The organism is Paenibacillus sp. FSL W7-1279 (genome assembly GCF_037969845.1).
Classification (GTDB): Bacteria; Bacillota; Bacilli; order Paenibacillales; family Paenibacillaceae; genus Paenibacillus_AQ.
On the sequence record NZ_CP150215.1, the window covers coordinates 3,327,485 to 3,351,989 of the forward strand.

General features: G+C 50.3%; 18 protein-coding genes. 11 read left to right on the top strand and 7 right to left on the bottom strand.

From position 1 onward, the window contains the following. The first annotated feature begins 3 nt into the window (after window positions 1-3). Genes MKY82_RS14810 through MKY82_RS14820 form a run of 3 tightly spaced genes read left to right on the top strand, consistent with a single transcriptional unit; the run spans window position 4 to window position 4,450 of the window. Window positions 4-894 (top strand): carbohydrate ABC transporter permease, encoded by an 891-nt coding sequence (locus MKY82_RS14810; protein ID WP_220685443.1) that lies wholly within the window; start codon window positions 4-6, stop codon window positions 892-894. 12 nt (window positions 895-906) lie between these two features. Continuing rightward, on the top strand, window positions 907-2,034 hold the full coding sequence (locus tag MKY82_RS14815) for a glycoside hydrolase family 88 protein (protein WP_339296434.1): 1,128 nt from the start codon (window positions 907-909) through the stop codon (window positions 2,032-2,034). Between the two features lie 40 nt (window positions 2,035-2,074). Next, the gene (locus MKY82_RS14820; protein WP_339296435.1) at window positions 2,075-4,450 is read left to right on the top strand and encodes a chondroitinase-B domain-containing protein; all 2,376 of its coding nucleotides are present in this window, start codon (window positions 2,075-2,077) and stop codon (window positions 4,448-4,450) included. Between the two features lie 65 nt (window positions 4,451-4,515). Here MKY82_RS14820 and MKY82_RS14825 read toward each other — a convergent pair whose 3' ends face one another. The 4 genes from MKY82_RS14825 to MKY82_RS14840 are packed head-to-tail and all read right to left on the bottom strand — an operon-like array spanning window position 4,516 to window position 8,713. Then, window positions 4,516-5,751, bottom strand: coding sequence for a Ger(x)C family spore germination protein (locus MKY82_RS14825; RefSeq protein WP_220685440.1), 1,236 nt, complete (start codon window positions 5,749-5,751; stop codon window positions 4,516-4,518). Window positions 5,752-5,781: 30 nt separating this feature from the next. Further along, window positions 5,782-5,991 (bottom strand): CLC_0170 family protein, encoded by a 210-nt coding sequence (locus tag MKY82_RS14830; protein ID WP_194542439.1) that lies wholly within the window; start codon window positions 5,989-5,991, stop codon window positions 5,782-5,784. Beyond that, window positions 5,988-7,082, bottom strand: a complete 1,095-nt coding sequence (locus MKY82_RS14835) for an endospore germination permease (RefSeq protein ID WP_194542440.1) — start codon at window positions 7,080-7,082, stop codon at window positions 5,988-5,990. The genes MKY82_RS14830 and MKY82_RS14835 overlap by 4 nt, the downstream gene beginning before the upstream one ends. A gap of 2 nt (window positions 7,083-7,084) precedes the next feature. Next, entirely contained in the window at window positions 7,085-8,713 is a 1,629-nt protein-coding gene (locus MKY82_RS14840) for a spore germination protein (protein WP_339296436.1), read from the bottom strand. Between the two features lie 172 nt (window positions 8,714-8,885). Between MKY82_RS14840 and MKY82_RS14845 the strand changes: the two genes are divergently transcribed. From MKY82_RS14845 to MKY82_RS14870, 6 genes are all read left to right on the top strand, one after another. Then, window positions 8,886-9,551 carry a GntR family transcriptional regulator gene (locus MKY82_RS14845; RefSeq protein ID WP_194542442.1) on the top strand — a complete coding sequence of 222 codons (666 nt, stop codon included), beginning with the start codon at window positions 8,886-8,888 and terminating at the stop codon, window positions 9,549-9,551. Between the two features lie 19 nt (window positions 9,552-9,570). Further along, the gene (gene ilvD / locus MKY82_RS14850; RefSeq protein WP_339296437.1) at window positions 9,571-11,262 is read left to right on the top strand and encodes a dihydroxy-acid dehydratase; all 1,692 of its coding nucleotides are present in this window, start codon (window positions 9,571-9,573) and stop codon (window positions 11,260-11,262) included. A 323-nt stretch (window positions 11,263-11,585) separates the two neighbouring features. Next, a complete protein-coding gene (locus MKY82_RS14855) occupies window positions 11,586-13,904 on the top strand; it encodes an AraC family transcriptional regulator (protein ID WP_339223810.1) in 2,319 nt (772 codons plus the stop codon). A 639-nt stretch (window positions 13,905-14,543) separates the two neighbouring features. Further along, a complete protein-coding gene (locus MKY82_RS14860; protein WP_194542445.1) occupies window positions 14,544-15,515 on the top strand; it encodes a sugar ABC transporter permease in 972 nt (323 codons plus the stop codon). Window positions 15,516-15,561: 46 nt separating this feature from the next. Next, window positions 15,562-16,434 carry a carbohydrate ABC transporter permease gene (locus MKY82_RS14865; RefSeq protein WP_194542446.1) on the top strand — a complete coding sequence of 291 codons (873 nt, stop codon included), beginning with the start codon at window positions 15,562-15,564 and terminating at the stop codon, window positions 16,432-16,434. Between the two features lie 67 nt (window positions 16,435-16,501). Beyond that, window positions 16,502-17,995, top strand: a complete 1,494-nt coding sequence (locus MKY82_RS14870; RefSeq protein ID WP_220685436.1) for an extracellular solute-binding protein — start codon at window positions 16,502-16,504, stop codon at window positions 17,993-17,995. A 191-nt stretch (window positions 17,996-18,186) separates the two neighbouring features. Here MKY82_RS14870 and MKY82_RS14875 read toward each other — a convergent pair whose 3' ends face one another. Next, entirely contained in the window at window positions 18,187-19,620 is a 1,434-nt protein-coding gene (locus MKY82_RS14875; protein WP_339223812.1) for a serine hydrolase, read from the bottom strand. Further along, the gene (locus MKY82_RS14880; protein ID WP_339296438.1) at window positions 19,620-20,546 is read right to left on the bottom strand and encodes a pectinesterase family protein; all 927 of its coding nucleotides are present in this window, start codon (window positions 20,544-20,546) and stop codon (window positions 19,620-19,622) included. The genes MKY82_RS14875 and MKY82_RS14880 overlap by 1 nt, the downstream gene beginning before the upstream one ends. 286 nt (window positions 20,547-20,832) lie before the next feature. On the opposite strand from MKY82_RS14880, the gene MKY82_RS14885 reads away from it, so the two are divergent. Both MKY82_RS14885 and MKY82_RS14890 read left to right on the top strand, forming a co-directional pair. Then, a complete protein-coding gene (locus MKY82_RS14885) occupies window positions 20,833-21,945 on the top strand; it encodes a glycoside hydrolase family 88 protein (RefSeq protein ID WP_339223815.1) in 1,113 nt (370 codons plus the stop codon). Between the two features lie 16 nt (window positions 21,946-21,961). Then, window positions 21,962-23,548: a glycoside hydrolase 43 family protein gene (locus tag MKY82_RS14890; protein ID WP_339296439.1), complete on the top strand. Its 1,587-nt coding sequence runs from the start codon at window positions 21,962-21,964 to the stop codon at window positions 23,546-23,548. 58 nt (window positions 23,549-23,606) lie between these two features. On the opposite strand, the gene MKY82_RS14895 is transcribed toward MKY82_RS14890, so the two are convergent. After that, entirely contained in the window at window positions 23,607-24,449 is an 843-nt protein-coding gene (locus MKY82_RS14895) for a helix-turn-helix domain-containing protein (protein WP_194542452.1), read from the bottom strand. Window positions 24,450-24,505 lie beyond the last annotated feature (56 nt).

A 24,505-nucleotide genomic window follows, 5' to 3' on the forward strand; every position in this document is an offset into this window, starting at 1 on the left:
GGAATGGAATGGAGAGCCGGGAATCGATCGGTTGGTGAAAAGCTGTTTGATGTTTTGAATTACGTCTTGTTGACCGTAATCACCTTATGTACGTTATATCCATTGATATACGTGCTGTTTGCTTCCTTGAGCGATCCAACCCGTTACATGCAGCATTCGGGGATTCTATGGAAGCCGCTGGATATAACATTTAATGCATACCGGCTCGTGTTTGACAATCCGATGATTATACAAGGATACGTGAATACGTTTTTAATCGTTTCGGGCGGTTTGGTGCTCAATATCACGTTGACCGCGTTCGGAGCGTATGCGCTGTCCCGTAAGGGTTTGCGATATCGCAAGCAGCTGATGCTGTTTATCGTATTCACCATGTTCTTCAGCGGCGGTTTAATTCCGCTGTATTTTACAGTGAAAGGCCTGGAGCTCACCAATACGCTGTGGTCCTTGATTATCCCTCAGGCTATATCTGCTTTTAATCTGATTATCATGAGAACGGCTTTTGAGGCGGTGCCTGATAGTCTGGAGGAATCGGCAAAGATTGATGGAGCCAATGAGTTCGTCATCCTATTCCGGATCATGATGCCGCTGTGCATGCCGGTCATCGCCGTTATGCTGCTGTATTACGGAGTCAGCCACTGGAACTCGTGGTTTCAGGCCATGATCTATTTGCAGGATCGCTCCTTGTACCCGCTTCAGCTCGTCCTGCGAGAGCTGCTGCTTCTCAATGATGCAAGCTCCATGGCAAGCGGAGCGAGCGGAGGAGAGGTTGCCGTTATCGGCGAAACGCTCAAGCATGCAACCATTATCGTGGCAACGGTACCGATTCTGCTGGTCTATCCGTTTCTGCAGAAGTACTTTGTGAAAGGTGCCCTAATTGGTGCCATTAAAGGATAACGACAGGAGGATATGATGAGTAAATTAAAGATTCAACATGAACTCGACTTGGATATGTGGTGGAACGCTGCTCGGTTGAAGGTGGACCGGATGCTGGCTAGAGAGCCTGAACTTGCACCCCATGCAGCCAAGGATGGGGAATACGACGGCTTGACCTTGGACAACTGGATATCGGGGTTTTGGCCGGGAACGCTGTGGATTTTTTACGATATGACCGGGGATGCGAAGTATAAGGAAGCGGCGTGGGAGTGGGACATACGGATGGAACGATTGACCTTGGAAGAGAGTCGCTTCCATCATGATGTCGGGTTTCAGTATTTGCCGACAGCCGTATTGAAATATAAGCTAACCGGAGATGCCGATGGCAGAAGACGAGGACTTGCGGCGGCTAACTTTCTGGCTGGACGATTTAACCTGGCTGGCCAGTACATCAGGGCATGGAACAAGGATCTCCCGGGTTGGGCTATTATCGATTGCCTCATGAACCTGTCCCTCTTGTACTGGGCTTCCGAAGAAGGTGAAGACCCGAGATTCCGCCACGTGGCGAATGCTCATGCGAATATGGCTTTGGAGCATATGATCCGTGCCGATGGATCCACCTGTCATGTGGCCGTGTTTGATCCGGAAAGCGGGGAATTGCTGGAGTATAAGGGTTGGCAGGGCTATGCCCCGGAATCCTGCTGGTCGAGAGGGAATGCGTGGGCGCTGTACGGGATGGCTAACGCTTACCGTTTTACGAACAACAAGAATTTTCTGTATGCCGCCGAGCGGGTAGCTCATCATTTTATAGCTTCTTTGCAGGGGCACGGGGTGCCGCCATGGGACTTCCGGGTACCGAATCCCGATACTGAGCCACGTGACACCTCCGCAGCGGCCATTGCTGCTTCCGGATTGTTGGAGCTCGCTGCCTTGACCACTCCGGAGGTTGGGGCTGTATACCGGACAGCCGCTGAGCGAATCGTTCTGGCATTATCGACGGAGTATGCAGCATTTCAAGTCCATGAGCATGAGGGAATCCTGTTTGGCGGAACCGGCCATAAGCCAGCGGACACCAATATCAATGTGTCGCTAATTTATGGGGATTATTATTACATCGAGGCTCTGGCGAAGCTTCGGGGCTGGGTTCATCGCGTATTCTGATTGGTTATGGGCGTTAATATTCGAAGAGAGGTGAACGGATATGAAACCGTTAATAAACGCATTAAACCAACGGTATCACAGATTGATATGTATGGGGCTGGTCTTGATCCTATTGGTCGGAACACTGATGATGTCGTCTTCAGAAGCCCAAGGGGCATCAAGTGATGCAGGAGGGAGCGGCATGAACCGAATCGAGAGCACGGTAACGGCAAGCAGCCACCAATCGGGCACGAACTATGTACCTGGTAATGTATTGGATGGGGTATGGGGCGAGGACGCGGAGAGCCAGCAAAGCCGCTGGTCCGCATCGGGTCAAGGTCAATGGCTGCAGTTTGATCTAGGCACGGAACAAACCGTTACTTATGTGAACATTGCGTTTCTGAATGCTAGAGAGCGTCAGTCCAGCTTTGAGATATTAGCTTCGAATACTGAAGATTTCCAATCCAGCACCGTTGTTTTTGAACGACAGTTCAGCCGGCAGCTGAAACCGGAAGATAGCATCATGCAAACCTATGTATTACAGCCTACGGTGAAGGCAAGGTATTTGCGGTTGATCGGATATGGCAATAATGCCAGCGGCAGCTCGGGAAACTGGAACAGTATTATGGAAGTAGAGCTTTACGCAGGGAAAGTGCCGGGTGAATCACCGGAAGAGCCGCAACCTCCGCTTCCACCAAACGCGGGCGAAGTGAAGGAGGAGGATGTAAAGCCTCCGGAGATGAAGCGCGTCTCGGTCAGCACGGCGGAACAATTGCAGCAGGCGCTGGATCAGGCTGTGGCTGGTACGCTGATTGAACTGAAGGATGGGACATACGAGCAGAACGGTCCGTTTGTTGTGAAGGATAAACACGGCTCTGCCGTCTATCCGATTCGGATTACCGGGAAGTCCGGCAAGGCAATTATTAGCGGGAATAGCTATATGCACATCGAAAATTCAAATTATATTGAGGTCAGCGGACTCACGTTCCGGAACGGGATCGGCGATGAGAATGGAAAACAGACCTTGATAGATCGAGGTTTGGCGCATCGGGCGCTCACCGGAGTTCATCCAGGGATTCAGCTGGAAAGCTCCAGCCGAATCTCTATTTTGGGCAACACCTTTGCCTTGGATGAAACGGGTCAGCCCTACCGATTTAAAGCTCAAAACCGATATGTATGGTGTTTGCTCAATGTGGAGAACAGCTGCCGGTACAGTGAAGATCGGTATAATCCGAACGGAGAAGTATATAAGGGGTTAACGCCATTTGAAGATCCGAAACTCATAACGGACAATGGCACGCACAGGCATTACATCCGTGTTGAAGGAACGAGCAGCCATAACCGGATCGCTTATAATGATATTGGACCGAAGAAAGGTTTTGGCGCAGTCCTGATTTATGATGGCGAAGGGCATAGCGGACAGCATATTTCGCAATACGACGTCATCGAGTATAACTATTTTCACGATATTGGTCCCCGGGTAACCAACGGGTTGGAAGCCATCAGGCTCGGGCTTTCCAGTACCTCGCTCGCATCCGGTTATATTACGGTTCAGTACAATTTATTTGACGGCTTTAACGGTGAAGATGAAGTGATATCGGTGAAGAGCAGCGACAATATCATTCGGAACAACACGATTCGTCATTCATACGGCGGGATTGTGTCTCGGCATGGAAACCGTAACAGCTTCTACGGTAACCATCTGATCGGGGACGGGGTGACACCCGGCAGCAGCGGATTCCGGATCTACGGCAATGATCACAAAATCTACAACAATTACATGGAAGGCCTTACGGACAAAGTGATTCGTCTTGATGGCGGAACACATGACGGCGGACCTGAAGGCAGTACGAATCCAATCGTTCGTTGGGGTGGAAACCAAGAGCAAACTGCAAGGCTTGGCGATCTGCCGGCTGAACAAAGAACGGAACTTTTGCGGGGACATTGGCGGCAGTATAATGTTCAAGTCTACAATAATACCATCGTGAATGTCGGCAATCAAACAACAACTTTCAATCTGGGCGGCAGAACCTATCAGCCTGTTGGGACAAAGATTTATAACAATCTGATATTTAGCCATGCGGGTACCATGTTTCATGAAACCGATGCGGTGATCCAAGCACCCGAACAGGAACGGGCTGTGTACAAGGGGAATATGCTCTCGGGGAACGCACCGATTTCGAACAATCCCGTCGTGGATAGAGAGATGACCAAACAAGAGCTCCATTTGGTGCGCAGTATGGACGGCCTCATCCGCTTATCCGTCTATAGCCCGGCCGTTGACGCTGCACTGACTCCATTCGTTGCAGCGGACGACATGGATGGCCAGTTCCGCTATATACCTGACGTGGGTGCAGATGAATATGCTCCAGGCAAGCAGCGGGCCAATCCCCCGCTCACTGCTCATGATGTCGGCCCGGACGCCTGGATGAAATAAAGCAACTCCATGGGGACCCATCATGTCTGCTGTCCCACGACGTTTTTCGTACGCATTCTGCATCATCATTCCGCCTTCATGCCGACTCTTCGGACTTTCGATGTCACACGGAAATCAAAGGTTGTATTTTTATAAATTTCACTCCATTGATCCGCGGTTTTGACATGGCTATTCCAATAGGTTGGTTTTCTGGCTCGTACCAATTCGCCGAATCCGAAAATATCGGATTCTTTTTTTTGCGTTTTTTGGATGAGTCCGAGCATGAGTTCTTTAGCGGATCGTTCGTTCTCCCTCGCAATTTCCTCAAGAATATGCGAGTTATTGAGCGGGAGGGTTTCCGTATTTTTTTCTTCGACATTCACTTCCGTCACTGCCGTGATCGTAAAATGAGGAAGGCCGTTCTTGATGTCCACCTTGATTTCTGATTCCCGGTTCGTTGCATGAATGGTAACAACCTGAGAATCGTCTCCGATATGAATGATTCCTCGGTATCCTGCCGGACTGATTCCCTTGATGACTAAATATCCGGCAATTTCAAACGGTTTCGTCACGCCGACCAATTTGGCCCCTTTGAAAAAAGCCATGCCGCTGATCTCCACGTTCTCCCCCTTCATGATTTGGATATAGGGCAGAAATCCTTCCTGCCCCTTCTTCGAAGAATTGTTCCAAAAGGTTCCGATATAGTCGATCGGGAACTTGCCATGCTTAACGGCATCGTCCAGCGTGGAGGACAAATACAATGCCGGGACGCGCTCCAGCTTCGGAGCAGCCTCCATCAGTTCCTTTGCTTTCCCCTTGGATACCATCAACCAGGCCATACGGCGAACTTCCGCGTTTCGGTGAAGATAGTCGTTTAAATTCTCCATTCCCTTTCTGGCAAACTCTTCAGACACGACGATGACGCGGAGATGTCCAAAAAACAATTTGCCTGATATTTGCTGCTGGAGATTCATCATCGCATCATCGACGGTATGCCCTACAACATCAAGCACCCACACGGTTTCTTGGGCGCCTTCTCCCGAAGCACCGCCTTCGCCGGGTCCGAGCGGTATTCTTCCGGGAAGAGCGATTTGAACGGATAATTGGATCATTTCCTGTTTCGGTGCGGGATATTTCCCTCGAAGATGAGAAATTTCTTCTTCACGAATCTCGGCATCCTTGTCGGCCGTGTCGATCGATATACCCAGAACGACGGCGCGTTCCTCTATCTCCATCCGATCCCAGCAGCCTGTCAGAAGTGAGCAGAGGAGAAGAAGGATCATGAATTTTAGGTTAAGGCGGGCATTTACTCTCTTACTCATTGAGATCCTCCTGAACTCAGACATTTAAACTCACACGAAGACTTTAACAAGGACGATAATTAGAAACCAAACCGTTACGATTCCGATGTTGATCCAGCCCAGCACGCGGGATACCTTTTTTTCCTTGGTCATGTTCGATTGTCTGTACTTATTCGTGTCGATGAACAGATTGAACAAGCCGGAGAAGAGCCAGATCAGTATGGCAACATCCAAATAACCGCTGTAAATTTCCCCGATCATTTGGCTGCACCTCTTTTTTTGCGCAGGATGGCGATGACCAGCAGGATTCCGGGATACGCGATAGTAATCAGCAGTCCATATTTGGATATCATGCTGTTCACTTCATTCAATTGAATCAAGCTTTGGGGCAGCATGGCCAGGACGAATAGAATGGGCAGGATGAAGAAGGATATCATCCCGTGATCCGCTAACCGGAAGAGCTTGCTTATCGAGTAAAGCGTAAAGTAGTAACAAGAGAACAAGGATGTAAATACAGCCGTTACCCATACGGCTAGAAAGACTGCATCCAAGCGTTCTAGCACATTGGCAGGCAATGAAGTTGCTTTGGCAAGCTCCAGTGTCGGCCACAACAGCTTTTTGGTTTCCTCGGCTCCAAACACGCCCACGGTGGCAGCCACGATCAAAATATACAAAGCGCCGGTTACTACCATGGCCCATAGGCTGGACCGCATCGCTCTTTCAGGTTTGCACATGGCCGGAATGACCATCATCATAATAAAGTATCCATGGAACACGGTGGAGAGCGTAATAATGCCTGCCGGTATGCCTCCGGGCTCATTTCCCCATACAGGGAGAACATTGACCAAGTCTGCATTTTTTAATGAAAGGGCGACGATCAAAAGCGCAGGTATCAGAATAAAGGGGCTGTAGAATAAGTGGATATATGCAAATGTCATAATATTTCGGCGTGAAGAAAATGCAGCTAGGAGCAGCATGACCAGCACGGTTACCTCCAGCGGTGTATTCTTCAGGACGGCCGTAACGACAACCTCACCGAATTCTCTTGCAACCAGAGAGCTCAAAACCGCAAAAAACGCAATCGAGATCACGCTTGTGATTCGACCGAACCACTTGCCGATGATGACTTCGCTGTACTCCACATATGAGTCGTTCGGAAACCGCATGCCGAGCCGGGTCATGAAGAAAAGTCCGACAAACGCCAGCAGCATTCCCAAAAAAGTAACGAACGGAGCCCCGGCATCCGCAGCTTTGACCGCCGACAAAGGGAGTGCAAGCACACCTACTCCCACGATGGTGCTGATCGTAATGGCAGAGGCCTGCAGGACCGTGATTTGGCGCTGTTCATTCATGGTTATCGACCTTTCTCGTCGTTAGGTTGGACGGGATTCATGATATTGGTTGAGGAATGATCCACCTGCTCCTTCATTTGATCACCGAGCCTTGATGTGTTCAGCGGTTGGAGGAAGGAAGGCCTGTTCTTCATCTTCCACAGCGGTCCGCGAGTCAGAAGATCCCGCATGCCTTGAAAGTTGCCTGGCACGAATGGGCTTAGATACGGAACCCCGAATGATTTAAGCGACAATAAATGATTGGCAATCAGAATGATGCCGACCATGACGCCGTACAAGCCGAAGATCCCGGCTAATATGATCAGCGGAAAACGCAGAAGACGGAGCGCAAGCGCCGCGTTGTAGGCCGGCGTTGCGAAAGACCCGATGGTCGTTAATGCGATGATGACGATGGTAATCGGACTGGCGAACCCGGCAGATACCGCGGCCTGTCCGATGACGAGCACGCCGACAATGGATAAAGCGCCGCCCACTTGTTGCGGCAACCGGATCGTAGCTTCCCGTAAAACCTCCATCGAAATTTCAATAACGAGCACTTCGACCATTGCAGGAAACGGGACGCCTGCACGTCCACCCGCGACGGCAACCGCAAATTCCGTGGGAATCAGCTCAGGATTAAAGGAGATAATCGCTACATACAACGAGGGAAAAACCAAGGAAAATATCAAAGCAACCAGACGGGACAGCCGGATCGCACTCATCAATAGAAATCGCTCGGTATAATCTTCGACCGTTTGATAGAACTGGCTGAATACCGTTGGAGCGATCAAGGCGAGCGGGGAACCGTCGACCAGAATGGCCACTCTGCCTTCCAGCAGATTTGCTACGACTTTGTCGGGCCGTTCCGTATACTGGATTTGCGGAAACGGAGACCAATGATTGTCTTCGATAAACTGTTCCAGATACCCCGAATCCAGCACGGCATCGATTTCAATGGCGTCCAGGCGCTTATTCACTTCATTAACGATGCCGGGATTAGTGATGCCATCCATGTAACAGACCGCTACCTTGGATTTCGTTTTCGTTCCGATCTCCATAGATTTCACGCGGAAATCCGGCGTTTGCAGCCGGTAACGGAGCAGGGAAATGTTGGTGCCGAGCGTCTCGATGAATCCTTCCCGGGCCCCGCGGATCACCTGTTCTGTAGCGGGCTGTTCTATCGAACGCTGCGTTATTTTTCGTGTATCAATGATAATAGCCTCGTCCAGCCCTTCGATCGCTACAACTGACTGTCCCCTTAGAAGATTGTCGGTGAGTACGCGGATTTTTCGTTCCGAGTATCCTTCGCTGTGATAGAGCGTATCTTTCATCAACGTGTCCATCAACGCATGGCGAGGCAGGTCTGAAACATCGAGATGGAGAGGGCCATATTTAAGAGGTCTCAATAAAGTATTATTAATGACGGCGTGATCCGTCATATCGGAGAAATAAAACAACACGGCCGGATGCTGCCCGAACACATGGAAAGGATGTATCATAAAATCGTCGTTATCGCCCAGAATATTTTTGATTTCGGATGTGGTCTCTTCTAGACTCTCCGATATGTTCCGGCCCTCTGAACTCGCATCATTTGAATTGGAAGAGACTTCGTTATGGGATTCGTTCGAACCCGTCCATGTGGAAAATGGCATTGTTGTTTACACCTCTCTTGTTAAAGGGTGGTTCTTAGCAGTTAGATAGTTTGGTTAAGTATTTCCTCTGATTGTTATTTTTATCAAAGGAAGCCATCTAATGTATTGTATTTAATATAAGTATGCGATATATTGCATATAACAAACTTGATTAGTAAGGATGATTAAAACTATGCCTGTACCTAAGAATTTTGTCTCTCCCGTACGGATGACTGCAAAGGAAAGAGCGTTCTCCCAAATTCAACGGTGGATTATCGATGGCACGTTGCAGCCCGGCGAGAAATTGCTTGACGCTGAATTGGCGGAGTCCCTTGGCGTAAGCCGAACGCCTATCCGGGAAGCTTTTCAACTGCTCGAAGTACAAGGACTCGTGTCCAGTCATCCTGGAAAAGAAACAAAAGTTACAGCCATTGAGAGGGAAGATATCTTTAAGATGTATTCGACCATGGCTGCTCTTCAAGCATTAGCTGCCGAAGTGGCCGCTACCATTATTGTTCCGGCGCAGATCCAGCAATTGCGAGCGATTAATCTGGATTTTGAGAATGTCATGAAAAGCGGGCAAGTCTATCAAGCTATGGAGTTGGATGAGCAGTTTCATAACTTGATTGTGGAACTCTCCGATAATCCATATGTCGCTACATACAGCGCTTCTCTTCAGATGCATATCCGGCGGTTTAAATACGTGTTCCTAAAACAACCGATCGCTGCTACACAAGCCTCGGTCGATGAGCATGCATTAATTATCAGCGCCTTCGAGCAGAAAGACAGCGAGCGGGCACAGGCCATGATGAAACAAAATTTTATACGTCCCATGCAGGAACTTCATGGGTTACTCTAAATAGACAGGAGAGGGAAGGATGACAAACAAAAAAGACTTGCGTATTCGCAGTAAAGTAATCAGTGAGGGGGTCAATCGGGTACCGAACAGAGCGATGCTTAGGGCTGTTGGTTTTACAGATGAGGATTTCAAGAAACCGATGATTGGCGTAGCCAGCACCTGGAGTGAAGTGACTCCGTGCAATATGCATATAGACAAGTTAGCCATAGAGGCTAAGCAAGGGGTACGCAACCATGGCGGCGCTCCGCTTATTTTTAACACGATCACGGTTTCGGATGGCATTTCGATGGGACATGGCGGCATGCTGTTCTCCCTGCCCAGCCGTGAAGCCATCGCGGATTCGATTGAGATCGTGACGGGGGCCGAACGATTCGATGGTCTTGTGGCGATCGGCGGTTGTGACAAGAATACGCCCGCATGCCTGATGGCGATCGGAAGGATGAATATTCCTGCGGTTTACGTTTATGGCGGTACCATCCAACCTGGGAAACTCGAAGGCAAGAACGTGGATATCGTTACGGCTTTTGAAGCAGTGGGGCAATATCATGATGTAAAAATGTCGGACGAGCAGCTCCATAAGGTTGAGTGCAGCGTCTGCCCGGGACCGGGCTCCTGTGGGGGCATGTACACAGCCAACACGATGGCCGCTGCGGCAGAAGCCATGGGGATGAGCCTGCCCGGGTCATCCTCCACACCGGCTATTTCACCTGACAAGGCAGCGGAATGTGCTGCCGCTGGAAGGCAGGTCATATCCCTGCTGGAGCATGAAATCTATCCCAGGGACATCATGACCAAAAAGGCATTTGAGAATGCGATAACGGTTGTCATGGCTTTAGGCGGTTCAACTAACGCGTTCCTGCATCTGCTCGCCATCGCTCATTCGGTTGGCGTAGATTTGACATTAGACGATTTCGAGCGAATCCGTTTGCGCGTTCCCCACCTCGCAGACCTCAAGCCAAGCGGACGACATGCCATGCAGGACTTAAACGAAGTGGGCGGCATACCGGGCGTCATGAAATTGTTGCTCGCGGAGGGGCTTCTGCATGGGGATTGCCTGACGGTTACAGGCAAAACCTTGGCAGAGAATCTGGCGGAGGTTGCACCGTTAATGGACAGCCAGGAAATCATTCACCCTATCGATAAGCCGTTGAAGCCAGATGGGCCATTGGTTGTGCTAAGTGGTAACCTCGCACCTGAAGGTGCGGTTGCCAAAATGTCGGGTATGAAGAAGCTGCGTTTTGTCGGACCGGCCAAGGTGTATGACAGCGAGAAAGATGCAACCGAAGCGATCTTGAAAGATGAAATCCGCAAGGGTGATGTGTTAGTTATTCGTTATTGTGGTCCAAAAGGCGGACCGGGTATGCCGGAGATGCTGTCGGTAACGGCTCTCATTGTAGGCAAAGGTCTCGGTGGGGAGGTAGCGCTGATTACGGACGGCAGGTTCTCGGGAGGATCGCATGGGTTCGTAGTTGGCCACGTATCGCCAGAAGCACAGGTAGGAGGGCCGATCGCCCTGCTGAAGAATGGAGATATGATCACCATCGACAGTGAAACGCAAGAAATGAACTTCGACGTATCGGATGCAGATTTCGCTGTACGGGCACAAGCATGGCAGCAGCCTCCACTCAAGGTTTCCACAGGCGTATTATACAAATATGCACGATTAGTGTCCTCAGCATCTAAAGGTGCGGTCACCGACTCAGCAGAATAAGATCATGTTCCAGCCTGAATGATGGGCTATTGCCAACAAGCTCTTGCCAATTCGCAAGAGCTTGTTGGCATATGAATGGACCAGGGCCATATTCGCAACTTTTGGATTCTCTATATTGAATAAACAGAGGGAAGTGCTTTTGACATAAATAGATCAAAATGCTGGCAAAAAAAGCATGGGGAGACTAAAAATTATGGCTAGGGTATGGTATGATTTTTAAATCATTATTTTTGCAAGCGTTATCATAAGAAGACTACATATCGATTTATAATGTCCTGTTGGTCCTGTTCTTTACATCCAATACCAAGAAGGAGCAGACGATATTGGGAACATTCAAATCCAAAATACTCATTTATAGTTTACTGCTGGGATCCTTCCCGACGATTCTTATCGGATTTTTCTCTTATTTTATAGCCGCCAAAGATGTGGAGGAGAAGGTAAACGAGGGAAATATGCATCTGTTGAACCAGACCCGGATGAGGGTCGAGCAAGTGCTCGATTCCATGCAAAGAACCGCCCTGCAGTTTGAGAACTCTTCGCTGCTGAAGTCTGTGATGGACAGCAAGTTAAGTGGACAGGACTTTATTAAGGTCCGGGAACTGATGAAAGAAATGTTTAACCTGCAGACGCAGACTATATTAAATCAGGTGTATGTCGTTAATCTGAAGCATGAATGGGTCGTGGATTTAAATTCCCTCAAACCTCTGGAGGGATTGAACAAAACCGAGTTCGAGCGGTATCTGGATACCAATGATAGCATATTCTGGGCAGCGGGCTCGGGAGAAATCTCGCAAACCGCGAATCCGGTGGAGACGGATCATTGGAACAGCGCCGAACAAACGGCAACAACCCTTCGGCTGGTGCATAAAATACCGCTGCTGTCGAAGAACGCGTCGCCGACGGGTATTCTGATTCTGCAAATCACCGCCAAAGATATCCGGAGCATGCTGGAGCCCGTCAATTTGCGGGCCGCCCAGTATATCCTAAACGAGCAGGGAGATGCATTCCTGTCGCCAGTTCAGGATCGTGAGGCTTACCGTTCGATCAACGGAGAGATTTCGGCAAGGATTCAGCAGTCCGATCAGCTCCAAGGTGCATTCCATGCCGAGAGCGAAGGTAAAAAGGTGAGCGTGCTGTATGCCAAATCGGAATATAACGGGTGGACCTATGTATCCGTCGTATCCCTGGATAAAGTAACGGACCAGACAGGAAACATTGCGCTGATTACCGCCGCCGCCTGTTTCGGGATTATTGTGACCGTGCTGATTGCTTCTTGGTTTGGCAGCCGGAGGATGTATTCTCCAATCCGCAGACTCCATGAGTTCGCGACGAACGTTCAGCCGCAGCAGGCCGATGCCAACCGCAAAGATGAGTTTGAGTTCATTCGGGAGAGCCTGACCTCCCTTGCCGTTTCCAGAAACGAGCTGGACAAACAGATGAAATCCCAAACGGTCCATTTGCGAGAGTTCTATGTCCTGAAGCTGTTTACTGAGCAAATGTCCGGAGCCGATGACAAGTACGCTTCCGAACGCTACGGGTTTCCAACGGGCTGGGGAAGCCTCGGGGTGCTGCAGCTTGAGCTGGATAACCTTCAGCAGTCGCGGTTCCAGGAACAGGATCGGGAGCTTCTTCTGTTTGCGGTAAGCAATATCGTCTCGGAAACCCTGCCAGAAGAGGCCCGCTTCAGTCCGATCGTGCTGAATCATTCCCAGGTGACGCTGCTGACCTGTAAAGAAGAGGATGCCGAAGCCGGGCAAGCTTTGTTCTATGAGACCGCTCAGCACATCAAAACCAAGGTTCAGGAATACCTCGGGCTCGAATGCAGCATCGGCATCAGCCTTCCATTCAAGCGGTTGTCCAATGCGAAGCGCGCCTATAAAGAAAGCAGCCAGGCACTCAAATTACGATTTATTCTCGGATCGAATATCATCGTACGCTATGCCGATATTGTGGATCAAGGAAGTGCAGAGAAGACAGTATACACGAAATTAAGACTGATTGAAGAACAGATGATGCTTGCCCTTGAAGAACGACAGCTTGAGAAGGTGGAGCAGCAGTTTCAGCGTTATTTGGATGAATTGCTGTGCAAGGACGGGCTTTATCAAGAGCATCATTTATTGCTGCTGCAGCTCGCGTCCAGGACCGTAAGCATAGCCCAGGAGCAGGGACTGTCGATGCAGCAATTATGGAATGGCGAAGAGGAGTTGAAGCTTCTGTTCAGGCTGCAGACACGAAGCGAAATTGCGAGCTGGTTCCACTCCAAATTGTTTAAACCTGTGATCGGGATTCTGGAGGACATGGCAGATAAGCAATTCGTAAGCATTACCCGCCGAATCGTGGAGATCGTGCAAGAGCAGTATGATAAAGACATTTCACTCGAATACTGCGCGGCGGTCATGAATTTTAATCCGGCTTATATCAGCCGGGTATTTAAGAAAGAGATGGGTGTGTCCTTCAGTGAATACTTAAGCGAGTACCGAATGAATATAGCCAAAAATCTGCTGGCCACGACCGAGATGAAGGTCTCGGAAATCGGCCAGAAAGTGAGCTACACAAATATCAGCGCCTTCATTCGTACGTTCCGTCGGACATTTGGGGTAACTCCCGGCCAGTACCGGGAGCAGCATAGTGAAGAAGGCTAGCTTGAGAATGAGCAGCTCGATCCGAAGATGAAGACATACCCGGCTGCATGATGGCTCAATTTTGAGTAAGCCACCATAACAAGAACTTAATGGAGCTGTTCCATCCGTAGAATGTTCTGCGGTGGAGCAGCTTTTTTGCACGAAAAAGAACGCCCGTACGGTGCCATTATAAATATAGATTCGGGACCATTTATTCCATGGCTAATGTAGACGGCAAAGATCCTGTTCTTATCTGCATGTCATATGCGGCATATAGAAGGTGGAATACGGCATATGCAGGGGAATTGGTGAAATCCTGTAACCCTTGCTGGAAAGGCATTTACCGAGGGCTGGTGCGTGAAGTCATGAACGGAGTATAGCCGGACACGAGGATGGTGACGGATAATTAATCCATGAAAACGCATACAACCAACAAAAACGATGTTCAAACAGGCAATGCCCATGCTTCCGAAGCGAGTTTTGTTCGAAGCTGATTAAGGAAGTAACGCTCACAAAACTAAGCGCGTGCTTCCGATGTGAGTTTTGTTCGAAACTGATTCAGGAAGTAACGCTCACAAAACTAAGGGCATGCTTCCGAAGTGAGTTTTGTTCGAATCTCATTCAAGAAGTAACGCTCACAAAACTTTGAGGAGAGGTGCTATGAAAACAAATCAAGCTCCGGCAACAGTCGGCCCGCAAGTAAAGAGGGAACTGCGCCTGGAGAAACGAAAGCTCTTACTAAGGGATCTGGTCAGGGACAGGTGGATGTATCTGATGCTGCTGCCAGGCGTGCTGTATTTTATCGTATTTAAATACGTGCCGATGTACGGGGTGACGATGGCTTTTCAGGATTACAAGCCGCATACCGGGTTCTTCGGCAGCCCGTGGGTCGGGTTCAAGCATTTCGAGCGCTTTTTCAGCGAACCGCAGTTTTGGATGCTTTTTCGAAACACCATCATTTTAGCTTTATATAATCTGATCTTTTTCTTTCCGCTGCCGATTATATTGGCGCTCATGCTGAATGAGCTAAGGCGGGAGCGCTTCAAAAGGTTTGTGCAAACCTTGATCTACATTCCGCATTTTGTATCCTGGGTTGTCGTTGTCGGTATTTTCTATATATTGTTTACGACCGAGAACGGCATTCTGAATGAAATCATTTATCAGATAACGGGAGAGAAAATCGCATTCCTGCTGGAGAAGGACTGGTTCCGGACGATGATTGTGTCCCAGTCGATCTGGAAGGAAGTAGGCTGGGGCACCGTGATCTTTCTTGCCGCCCTTGCTGGCGTAGACCTGCAGCAGTATGAAGCCGCACGGATCGACGGAGCCGGACGCTGGCGTCAGCTGTGGCATATCACGCTGCCAGCCATCCGCAGCACGATCATCATTTTGCTTATTCTTCGTTTAGGCAACTTCCTGGACTCGGGCTTCGAGCAAATCTTCCTGATGATCACGCCGACAAACCGGGAAGTGAGTGAAGTATTCGATACGTATGTATACACCAAAGGGATGACGCAGGCACAGTACAGTTACAGCGCAGCCGTCGGTTTGTTTAAATCCTTTGTCGGATTGATTCTGGTTCTCGGTTCAAACTGGATGGCCAAGCGATTCGGGGAAGAAGGGGTGTACTAGGAGGATGCCGCGGATGCATTTTTTGAAATGACAGGAGGGAATAAACGTGCGTCAAGATCAAACCTGGGGCAATCGCCTGTTTGATATCATTAACCATTCGATTTTATTCATCGTTGCGATCGTGTGTGTTCTTCCATTCGTGTATGTGCTGGCGGTTTCGTTTGCCAGTCCGGCTGAAGTCGCCAAGGGTGGGTTGATTCTATGGCCCAAAGAATGGTCGCTCGTATCGTACCAATATATTTTCTCGTCCGACACACTGCCGCGAAGCTTGCTCGTTTCGATCTATATTACGGTAGTAGGAACACTGATCAACCTGGCGTTTACATCGCTGATGGCTTATCCGTTGTCCAAGCCTCATCTCCGGGGCAGAAATCCCATCCTGCTCGGCGTATTGATCACGATGCTGTTTAGCGGGGGGATGATCCCAACATACTTCGTCGTGAACGGGTTGAATTTGACCAATACGCTGTGGTCCTTGATGATACCAAGTGCCATCAGTGCGTTTAACCTGATCGTGCTGAAGAACTTCTTCCAGCAAATTCCCGACGGGCTGGAGGATTCGGCTAAAATCGATGGCTGCAATGACTTGGGAGTTCTGATTCGAATTGTGCTTCCATTGTCGCTGCCAGCGATGGCCACGTTCGGTTTGTTTTACGCGGTTGCTCATTGGAACACGTTTTTTAATGCCATTCTATACATCAATGATAACGAGAAATGGCCGATTCAGGTTCTGCTTAGGGAAATCGTGATTTTGGCACAGAGCCGGGTAGGGGATTCCAGCTTCGACGAAATGGACGTGCAGCCGTTAACGATTCGTATGGCGGTCATCGTTTTTGCCACCGTGCCCATTCTGCTCGTGTATCCTTTTCTGCAGAAGCATTTTGCGAAAGGCGTCATGCTGGGCTCAGTGAAAGGATAACCGGTTGGATGCGCCTTCTTCCCAATAAGAGGGTTTCAATAGAAATGAATATGATGGAGGGCTAAAGATGAAGAAAAGATGGATGACAACCGTTATGGCAATGCTGGCGGGGATGATGGTTGTAACGGCTTGCGGAGACAAAAGCGGCGGGAGCGGGGTCAATGGCGACGGACCTTATCCGCTTACGCTGGTGGTTAATCAGGTTGGGGAAATACCCGACCCGAAAAATCAGATGGAGGAAAAAATACGCGAATACACAAATACGGATCTGCGGATTCAGTGGATTCCCTACTCCGCATACGACGAGAAGGTTAACGTCATGGTCGCTTCCAATGAGCTTCCGAAGCTCATCAAGCTGAACTATACGCCAACGACGATCAGCTCGCTCGAAGCGGATCTGTTCTGGGACATCACCGAGCAATTGAAAAATTACCCGAATTTGGCCGCGCAGCCGCAGGCCTATTACGACAACATCAGCGTGAACGGCAAAGTGTACGGCATCCCCCTGTTCCGGGACATGGGCCGGGCGATCGTCAGCTACCGCAAGGACTGGCTCGATGCAGCCGGCTTGAAGGAGCCTGTCACCCTGGATGATTGGTATGAAATTATCCGGTACAGCACGGAGGAGGATCCGGATGGCAACGGAAAAAGGGACACCTACGGAATGATGCTCGACAAAGGCTATAACCAGGGTACGGCATCGACCTTGACCCGGCTTGCCGTTTCCCAAGGCGCACCTAATAAATGGGGCATCGACGAGCAAGGCAATTTCTATCCGGAGTTTGTATCCGAGCAGTTCTTCGATGTCATGAAGCTGTTTAGAAGATTATATGAAGAGAAGCTGATTAATCAGGATTTCGCCGTGGTTGATTCCTCCGAGCTCAATAAGGTGTATGAATCGGGCCGCGCGAATATCCGGATCTCCGGCGGTAACGGTCAATCGCTGCAAACCAAGCTGGAGAAGGTTGTTCCGGAAGCGGTTGTCGACGTATCTCCGCTGCAAGGTCCAGAAGGCATTCGTGTTCCGGGGGAAAGCGGAAATACCGGCTTCCTGGCAATCCCGAGATCGACGGTCAAGTCTGAAGAAGAACTGGCTAAAGTGCTGACCTTCGTTGACAAGCTGCTGGATCCCGAGATGGTCAATGTTATTAATAAAGGCATCGAAGGCGTGCATTACAAAGTCGAAGGAGATTATACCGTAACGATCGATGCGGATAAGGACGCTCAAGAAGTCAAGCCTTATCGCGATACGTTTCCGCAACGGGGCGATTTGTACAATATGGAGAAGAAACCGAAAGGAACGGAGCTGTTCAACAAGAACAAACAAATCGTGTATGAGAACGAGAATTACATTGTACCGAATCCGGCGCTTACCCTGAAATCGACGACTTACAATGAACGCGGCGGAGAGCTGGAGCAGATCATCACCGATGCGCAAACCAAGTTCATTATGGGGCAGATTGACGAGGCCGGCTGGAAGGCGGAAGTGGAGAAATGGAGAAAGAGCGGCGGAGATCAAATGGCTGCAGAATATAAAGAATCTAACACGAATCAAAAATAGCGGTCATTGAGGAGCATGTAAACGAGAGACAAAGCTGGCAAGTAAAAGGAAGTGCCTTTGGTGTACTTGGCTGCTTTGTCTCTCACTACTAATATATCTGTATTAATGATCGAAAGAACATTTCACACGGCTGCCTTATAGGCAAATCACTCATTCAACTTATATAATGAGGCAAATTAGGAGCACTCGGTTCATGGGCTGTCCATTTTCGTTCCAATTAGCACGAGATCAAGATGATTCGTTCTAAGCGCGCCAGCCGGCTTGATTTGCAGCACAAGACCATCGCGGTCAAAACGGCAGGTAAGGATAAACATCTGCTGTTGTTCCAGCAGTTGAATGTGGATCAAGCAGGTCGACGGGTCTGCCCATACGGCACCACAGGCGGAGGGAAGGCCGAAAAAAGGGTCGGGACCGATATGCCAATCATTCATGGAGCAAACAACCTTGGGACGACCGGTTTCATGAATGAAGGTGAGTTCACAGGATTGCTCACTGAACGTAAAATGACATCCTGCCCATCCCGGCTCGTTAGCAGTTAGGCGATATTGCTGCCCCGAGACCTGCACGGCTGTACTGGAGATGGAGCTTCCCTCCGGCAGATGGAGCTTCAAGGCGCTTAGACGCTGCTGCATCCGCTGACAACCGGCATCATCTAGGGGGCAGGACTGCTGCATGGAAGAAACCAGATGGGTCCAAACGCAGTCGAGGATTCCTTGGTGTTCATCCCGGTTCAGCATGGTGTTGGCCGTCGAGACAAAAACGGCGTCATGGTCCGGGATGATAAGGACGAATTGCCCGCCTGCGCCGAAAGCGCAGTAGGCTTGACGCCTGGCTCGCCAGAACTGGTATCCGTACCCGCTTCGTCCTTCCAGCAGAATTCCGGCGCTGGAGTTATCAACGACCTTGGACGTGCTTAACTCTACCCAGCCCTCCGGCAGGATCCGGATTCCGTTCCACAGCCCGTCCTGCAGATAGAGCTGACCGAATTTGGCCAGATCCTCCGTGGTGCAATAGGCTCCGCTGCCGCCCTGGTTAATTCCGAGCGGGCAGGTCTCCCACTCGATATCCTGCATCCCGAGGGGCTGAAACAAGCGGTCATCGAGATAGTCATGCACGGTTGTCCCCGTAACCCGTTGGAGTATGGCGCAGAGCGTATGCGTACCTGTCGTATCGTAGGCAAAGACGGTCCCCGGGGGATGACTCGGTGGCGTATGAAGATACTCGAACACGATATCCCGGGCCTCTTTATTGGTTGATTTTCGGTGGACGGTTTGCATACTCAGCAGATGCCGGATGGTCATATCGGCTGTGTACGGGTGTACGGTCTCCGGCTGCTTATCCGGAAAAAAATGAATGACCTTGTCCTCCAGGGAGATCCGTCCTTCACCGATGGCAATGCCGACGGCTGCCGATGTCAAGCTCTTGCTGACGGAGAAGATCGGATGCCTTAAATCCTTGTGAAAAGGGGAGTAATAACCTTCGGCAGCTACTTTGCCATGCCGAAGCAGCATAAAGCTGTGCAGGTTCATATTCCTTTCCGTCATATCCTCCATAAAGCGGAGAATGGCGGAAGGAGGAATACCGACGTCCTCCGGACGGACTCGAGCCAGTGCAGTCATCATCATCAACCTCTCGTCTGATTGGATGTACCAGGAGTGTAGGGCGGATACCAACGGTCTTGGCCACTGAGCACATGTTCGATGGTAAACCGTTTAGCCTCGGTCTCAGTGAGCTGCCTGGACCACGCAACCCGCAAGGAGAGGGATGCTCCGGGGCCGCGGCTGCCGAATTCGGCATAACGCGATGTTTCTTCACGGTCCGGTTGGTTCCAGTTATGCCAGCCCTGTGGATGAACGGAGCCGTCCATCTCGGATCGGATGAACACCACATTGGCATAAGCACGCCAAGGCCGGCCAAGGTATACGTTCTCAACACCGGGTGCTCCCGAGATTTTGCAATCGATAAAGACATAGCCAAACTCCGCTTCCTCCGGCGTATTGGCTGCGGTCAGGTAACCACCGGACCGCTTGCAGTGGATGGTGCACCGGTCGAATACGGCCGTTGCAGGCCCAAATATAAAATCGACATCGCCCTCGATATAACATTCGGCAAAGAAATGACGTCCGCCGGACACATAGAGCGTATCTTGATCACCTTCAAGTTTTACATACCGAAAGGACACCCGGTCGGCATCGATAAAGGCAGCGACTGCCTGACCCGTCCCAGGACCGGAATCATTGCGGATGGTCAATTGTTCGGCGCTGAAATCATTTGCGCAGATATAGAAGCTTCCGCTGCGAAAGGTCCCGAGGGGTTGTCCATCTTCATCTAAGGTGTGGGCGTTATCCGAATATGTAAGAATCGTTTCTTCAGGTCCTTCACCGATCATACGGATGGCTGGTTTCGATGAAGGAATGTTGATTTTCTCACGGTAAACACCTTTTTTAATTTCGATGATGACAAGACAATCGGACTGTTCGGGAATCGAGTCGATTGCAGATTGCACCGTCACGAAGTCGCCTTGCCCGCTGGGATCTACTGTGATTTTCATCGATGAACACGCTCCTCTATGGATTTTATATCTATGTTATCGAATTGGAGATTCCAATAAAAACATCTCCGATGTTTAAATCGAGTCATTCTTTGCCTTTTTTGCCGGATTTGAAAAAAAACAGCTTCTTAGACTTGTTTTCTAGAGGGAAAGTAAACAGAGAAACAGAGCATAAAATGCAAAAAACGCGATTGATTCAGCATCAAATCCGGAATTTTTATCGTTTATGTTTCTTTATAATGAGGCTTGAGATTAAATCTTCCAAGGATATTGAGGTGAGGCGGTATTGAAGCAAGAGAACAATTGGTCCGTCCGGACGGCGGAAACCATTCTCCGTCAAGCGGACAGCGAGGGACTTCACCCGGAAATTGCCCGCCGGTGGGCGTATGTTCCCGGGATGATGCTCATGGCGGTCGCCCGCACAGGGGACTTTTATAACAAGGACGATTATTTTGATTTCATGAAGCGGCATATGGATCTGTTTGTTCAGGCTGATGGGGACATTCGGGGGTACAGAATCGAAGAATATAATCTGGACCAGATCAACCAGGGGAAAAATTTATTTGCGCTAAGTGCCAGATTTCATGACTCCCGTTATGAAAAGGCTTCCCATACGCTAGCCGCCCAGCTGATCAGCCAGCCCAGAACGACGGACGGCGGTTTTTGGCACAAAAAAGTATACCCGTTTCAGATGTGGCTGGATGGGCTCTATATGTCATCGCCGTTTCTGGCCCAGTATGCCAAAACTTATAACCGGTCTGAACTGTTCGACGAGGTAGCTCACCAGCTTCTGCTGGTGGAGCGTAGAACCCGGGATTCCAAGACGGGCCTGCTCTATCACGGATGGGATGAAGCGAAGGAACAAGTATGGGCCGATCCGGAAAGCGGGCGGTCCCCGCATTTTTGGAGCCGGGCCTTGGGCTGGTATGCGATGGCGCTAGTGGACAGTCTTGAATTTTTTCCGGTAGATCATCCGAAGCGAGGTACAATGATTGGCATATTCGAACGCCTAAGCCGAGCGCTGGCACGTTATCAGGAGAAAGAGAGCGGGCTGTGGTTCCAGGTGCTCGATCAGGGCTTCCGGGAAGGCAATTATCTTGAAACCTCCGGCTCCTCCATGTTTATTTACGCTTTGGCCAAGGGTGTTCGGCTCCAGTATCTGGAACAGCCTTCAAGACCTGTTGCGGAGCGGGCTTACGAAGGTTTGATCCAGCGGTTTGTTGAGGCTGGCAAAACCGGCGTGCATCTTCATTCCATATGTCATGGAGCGGGGCTCAGCGATGACCGCAACGGCTCGTATGAATATTACATCAGTGAACAAGTGGTGTCCGACGCCCAGATTGGCGTAGCGCCTTTCATCCTTGCCAGTCTGGAAATGGAGCGGTTAGCAGATTCGTGATAGGAGGAGGAACTAAATGATGCACTCATCGTCATCGCTGCAAGCATTACAGAACAAATCATGGTTGTCGGATCAGGGAGACGGGACGTTCGTGAACCCGGTGCTTCATGCGGATTATTCGGATCCGGATGTGATCCGGGTCGGGGAAGATTTCTATATGACGGCCTCCAGCTTCGGTCATCTGCCGGGACTGCCGATTCTGCACTCGAAGGATTTGATTAACTGGAGGATTATTAATCATGTGCTGCCCCGGATGGAGCTGCCGGGCTATGACGTCCCTCAACATGGGAACGGCGTCTGGGCTCCGGCCCTTCGGTTCCATGACGGCAAGTACTGGGTGTTCTACGGGGATCCGGATGTCGGCATCATGATGAGCACAGCTGCGGACCCGGCAGGCAGCTGGACGCCTCTGCATCTGGTTCAAGAGGGGAAAGGCTTGATCGACCCGTGTCCGTTCTGGGACGATGACGGCCAGGCCTACCTGGTTCACGCGTTTGCCAAAAGTAGATGCGGCATCAAGCATCTGTTAAGAATGTGCCGGATGTCCCCGGACGGAAAGCGCCTCTTGGATGAAGGTCAGATTGTCTTCGACGGGACCGAACGTCATCCGACGATGGAAGGGCCGAAGATGTATAAACGAAATGGTTATTACTATATTTTTGCGCCTGCCGGGGGAGTATCAACGGGGTGGCAGACCGTGCTTCGGTCAACCTCGGTCTTTGGCCCTTATGAAGACAAAATCGTACTGCATCAAGGCGATAGCCCGATTAACGGCCCGCATCAGGGCGGTTGGGTAGAGCTGGATTCGGGAGAATCCTGGTTTATGCATTTTCAAGACAAAGGGGCCTACGGAAGAATTGTTCATCTGCAGCCGATATGCTGGGTGGATGATTGGCCGGAAATGGGTGCCGATACGAATGGAGACGGGATCGGCGAACCGGTTCTGCGTTATCCGAAGCCAAACGTCGGCGGGGAACACAGGATTGAGGCACCGGACGATTCAGACGAGTTCGAAGACGCTCAGCTTGGCCTTCAGTGGCAGTGGCAGGCTAATCCGAATCCGGCCTGGTATGCATTCGAGGAGGAAAGCCATTTGCGATTATTCGCCTTCCCGGTGCCGGAGAACCAGCCTTCGCGCACGATCTACGATGCTCCTCACTTGCTGATGCAGAAATTCCCGGCGGAAGTATTTCATGCGGAAGCCAAACTGGATGGAACGGCGCTAAAGCCTGGTGAACGGGCGGGCTTGATCGTATTCGGACGAACATTCGCTTATGCGGCCATTCAGATGAAGGCGGACGGCTCCGGCATGGAAATCATCCAGGCCCAAGGGAACGGCTCGGAGGAGAATGTGGTGTGGTCCGACGGATTGGATGAAGGGAAGGTAACGCTTCGGGTGACCGTTCATCCCGGTGCTCAATGCCGCTTCTATTTTGCTTCTGCCGATGGTCCTTTCTTGCCGTGCGGAGATAGGGAGTTCGAAGCCGAAAAGGGTCACTGGGTCGGTGCCAAGGTCGGATTGTTCGCGGCAAGTACGGAAGAACAAGCGGATAGAGGGTATGTGGATATCGACTGGTTTAGGGTTGGAAGAGGAGAGATATAGAAAGAGAAAGATTACGGGGCTGCTCCAAGACGGTAACAACTTTGGAACAGCCCCGATTCTATCCATGACGCTTGCGGTACTGAAGAGGCGTGGTCCCCGCGATTTTTTTGAAGGTTTTATTAAAGTGGGCAATATGCTCAAATCCGGCTTGCTCGGAGATGAATTGTACGGATTCTCTGCTGTTCACGAGCATTTTCTGTGCTTCGCGAATTCGTACCACCTGCAGGTATTCGCGAAAGTGAAAGCCTGTCAGCTTGGTGAACACTCTGCTGAGATAGGAAGGGCTGATGTAAAACTGCTTGGCGACCTGCTCCAGCGTAAGCCTTTCATGATAATTGGATTTGATATATTGGGCAATTTCTGAAATTTTCTGATGCATCGGATGCTCATATTCATGGGTTTGGAATTGAAGCGTGGTCTCGATCCGATGAAGGCGGATGAGCAGCTCGTTCATCCATGCGCGAACCAATGAGCTGTAGTGAGTCTGCTCCGTTTGGCATTCTGCGAGCATCGAGAGGAGCAGCCGTTCGATTTCGGGCTGATGCTTCAGCGGAATGCGAACGAGTCTGGACGTCCCGTGATCGAGCAGCTTGGCGACGCCGGCATCGCCTTGTTCGATGAAGCTTCTGGAGAAGCTGATCAGCACCCGCTCGAAGGTCAGCTTATCGGAGCTTGCCGTTGAGTGGAGATCATGCGGGTTCACGATCATCATGTCCCCTTTTTTGACGGTAAACACGTTATCGTCCATGAAGTAGACCCGCTCACCGTTAAGCAAGTAATACAGCTCAAAGTAGGGATGCTCATGCGGACGGGGCATGCTGCTGGAACCGTTTCGCGACATGTATTGGATGGAGAAATCATGATCTCCGATATGGTACTTGGGCTGCAGCCGGTCATTCATTCCTCATTAACTCCTTAGTTCGCATGGTTGGATTACCACCGATTGTGATCGTAGAA

Coding starts and splice junctions, on each gene's coding strand:
- MKY82_RS14830 (WP_194542439.1), bottom strand. CDS start 5,991: ATGATCGGGGAAATTTACAGCGGTTATTTGGATGTTGCCATACTGATC.
- MKY82_RS14895 (WP_194542452.1), bottom strand. CDS start 24,449: ATGAATGACCGGCTGCAGCCCAAGTACCATATCGGAGATCATGATTTC.
- MKY82_RS14890 (WP_339296439.1), top strand. CDS start 21,962: ATGATGCACTCATCGTCATCGCTGCAAGCATTACAGAACAAATCATGG.
- MKY82_RS14810 (WP_220685443.1), top strand. CDS start 4: ATGGAATGGAGAGCCGGGAATCGATCGGTTGGTGAAAAGCTGTTTGAT.
- MKY82_RS14840 (WP_339296436.1), bottom strand. CDS start 8,713: ATGCCATTTTCCACATGGACGGGTTCGAACGAATCCCATAACGAAGTC.
- MKY82_RS14870 (WP_220685436.1), top strand. CDS start 16,502: ATGAAGAAAAGATGGATGACAACCGTTATGGCAATGCTGGCGGGGATG.
- MKY82_RS14845 (WP_194542442.1), top strand. CDS start 8,886: ATGCCTGTACCTAAGAATTTTGTCTCTCCCGTACGGATGACTGCAAAG.
- MKY82_RS14820 (WP_339296435.1), top strand. CDS start 2,075: ATGAAACCGTTAATAAACGCATTAAACCAACGGTATCACAGATTGATA.
- MKY82_RS14825 (WP_220685440.1), bottom strand. CDS start 5,751: ATGAGTAAGAGAGTAAATGCCCGCCTTAACCTAAAATTCATGATCCTT.
- MKY82_RS14815 (WP_339296434.1), top strand. CDS start 907: ATGATGAGTAAATTAAAGATTCAACATGAACTCGACTTGGATATGTGG.
- MKY82_RS14875 (WP_339223812.1), bottom strand. CDS start 19,620: ATGATGATGACTGCACTGGCTCGAGTCCGTCCGGAGGACGTCGGTATT.
- MKY82_RS14835 (WP_194542440.1), bottom strand. CDS start 7,082: ATGAATGAACAGCGCCAAATCACGGTCCTGCAGGCCTCTGCCATTACG.
- ilvD (WP_339296437.1), top strand. CDS start 9,571: ATGACAAACAAAAAAGACTTGCGTATTCGCAGTAAAGTAATCAGTGAG.
- MKY82_RS14880 (WP_339296438.1), bottom strand. CDS start 20,546: ATGAAAATCACAGTAGATCCCAGCGGGCAAGGCGACTTCGTGACGGTG.
- MKY82_RS14860 (WP_194542445.1), top strand. CDS start 14,544: ATGAAAACAAATCAAGCTCCGGCAACAGTCGGCCCGCAAGTAAAGAGG.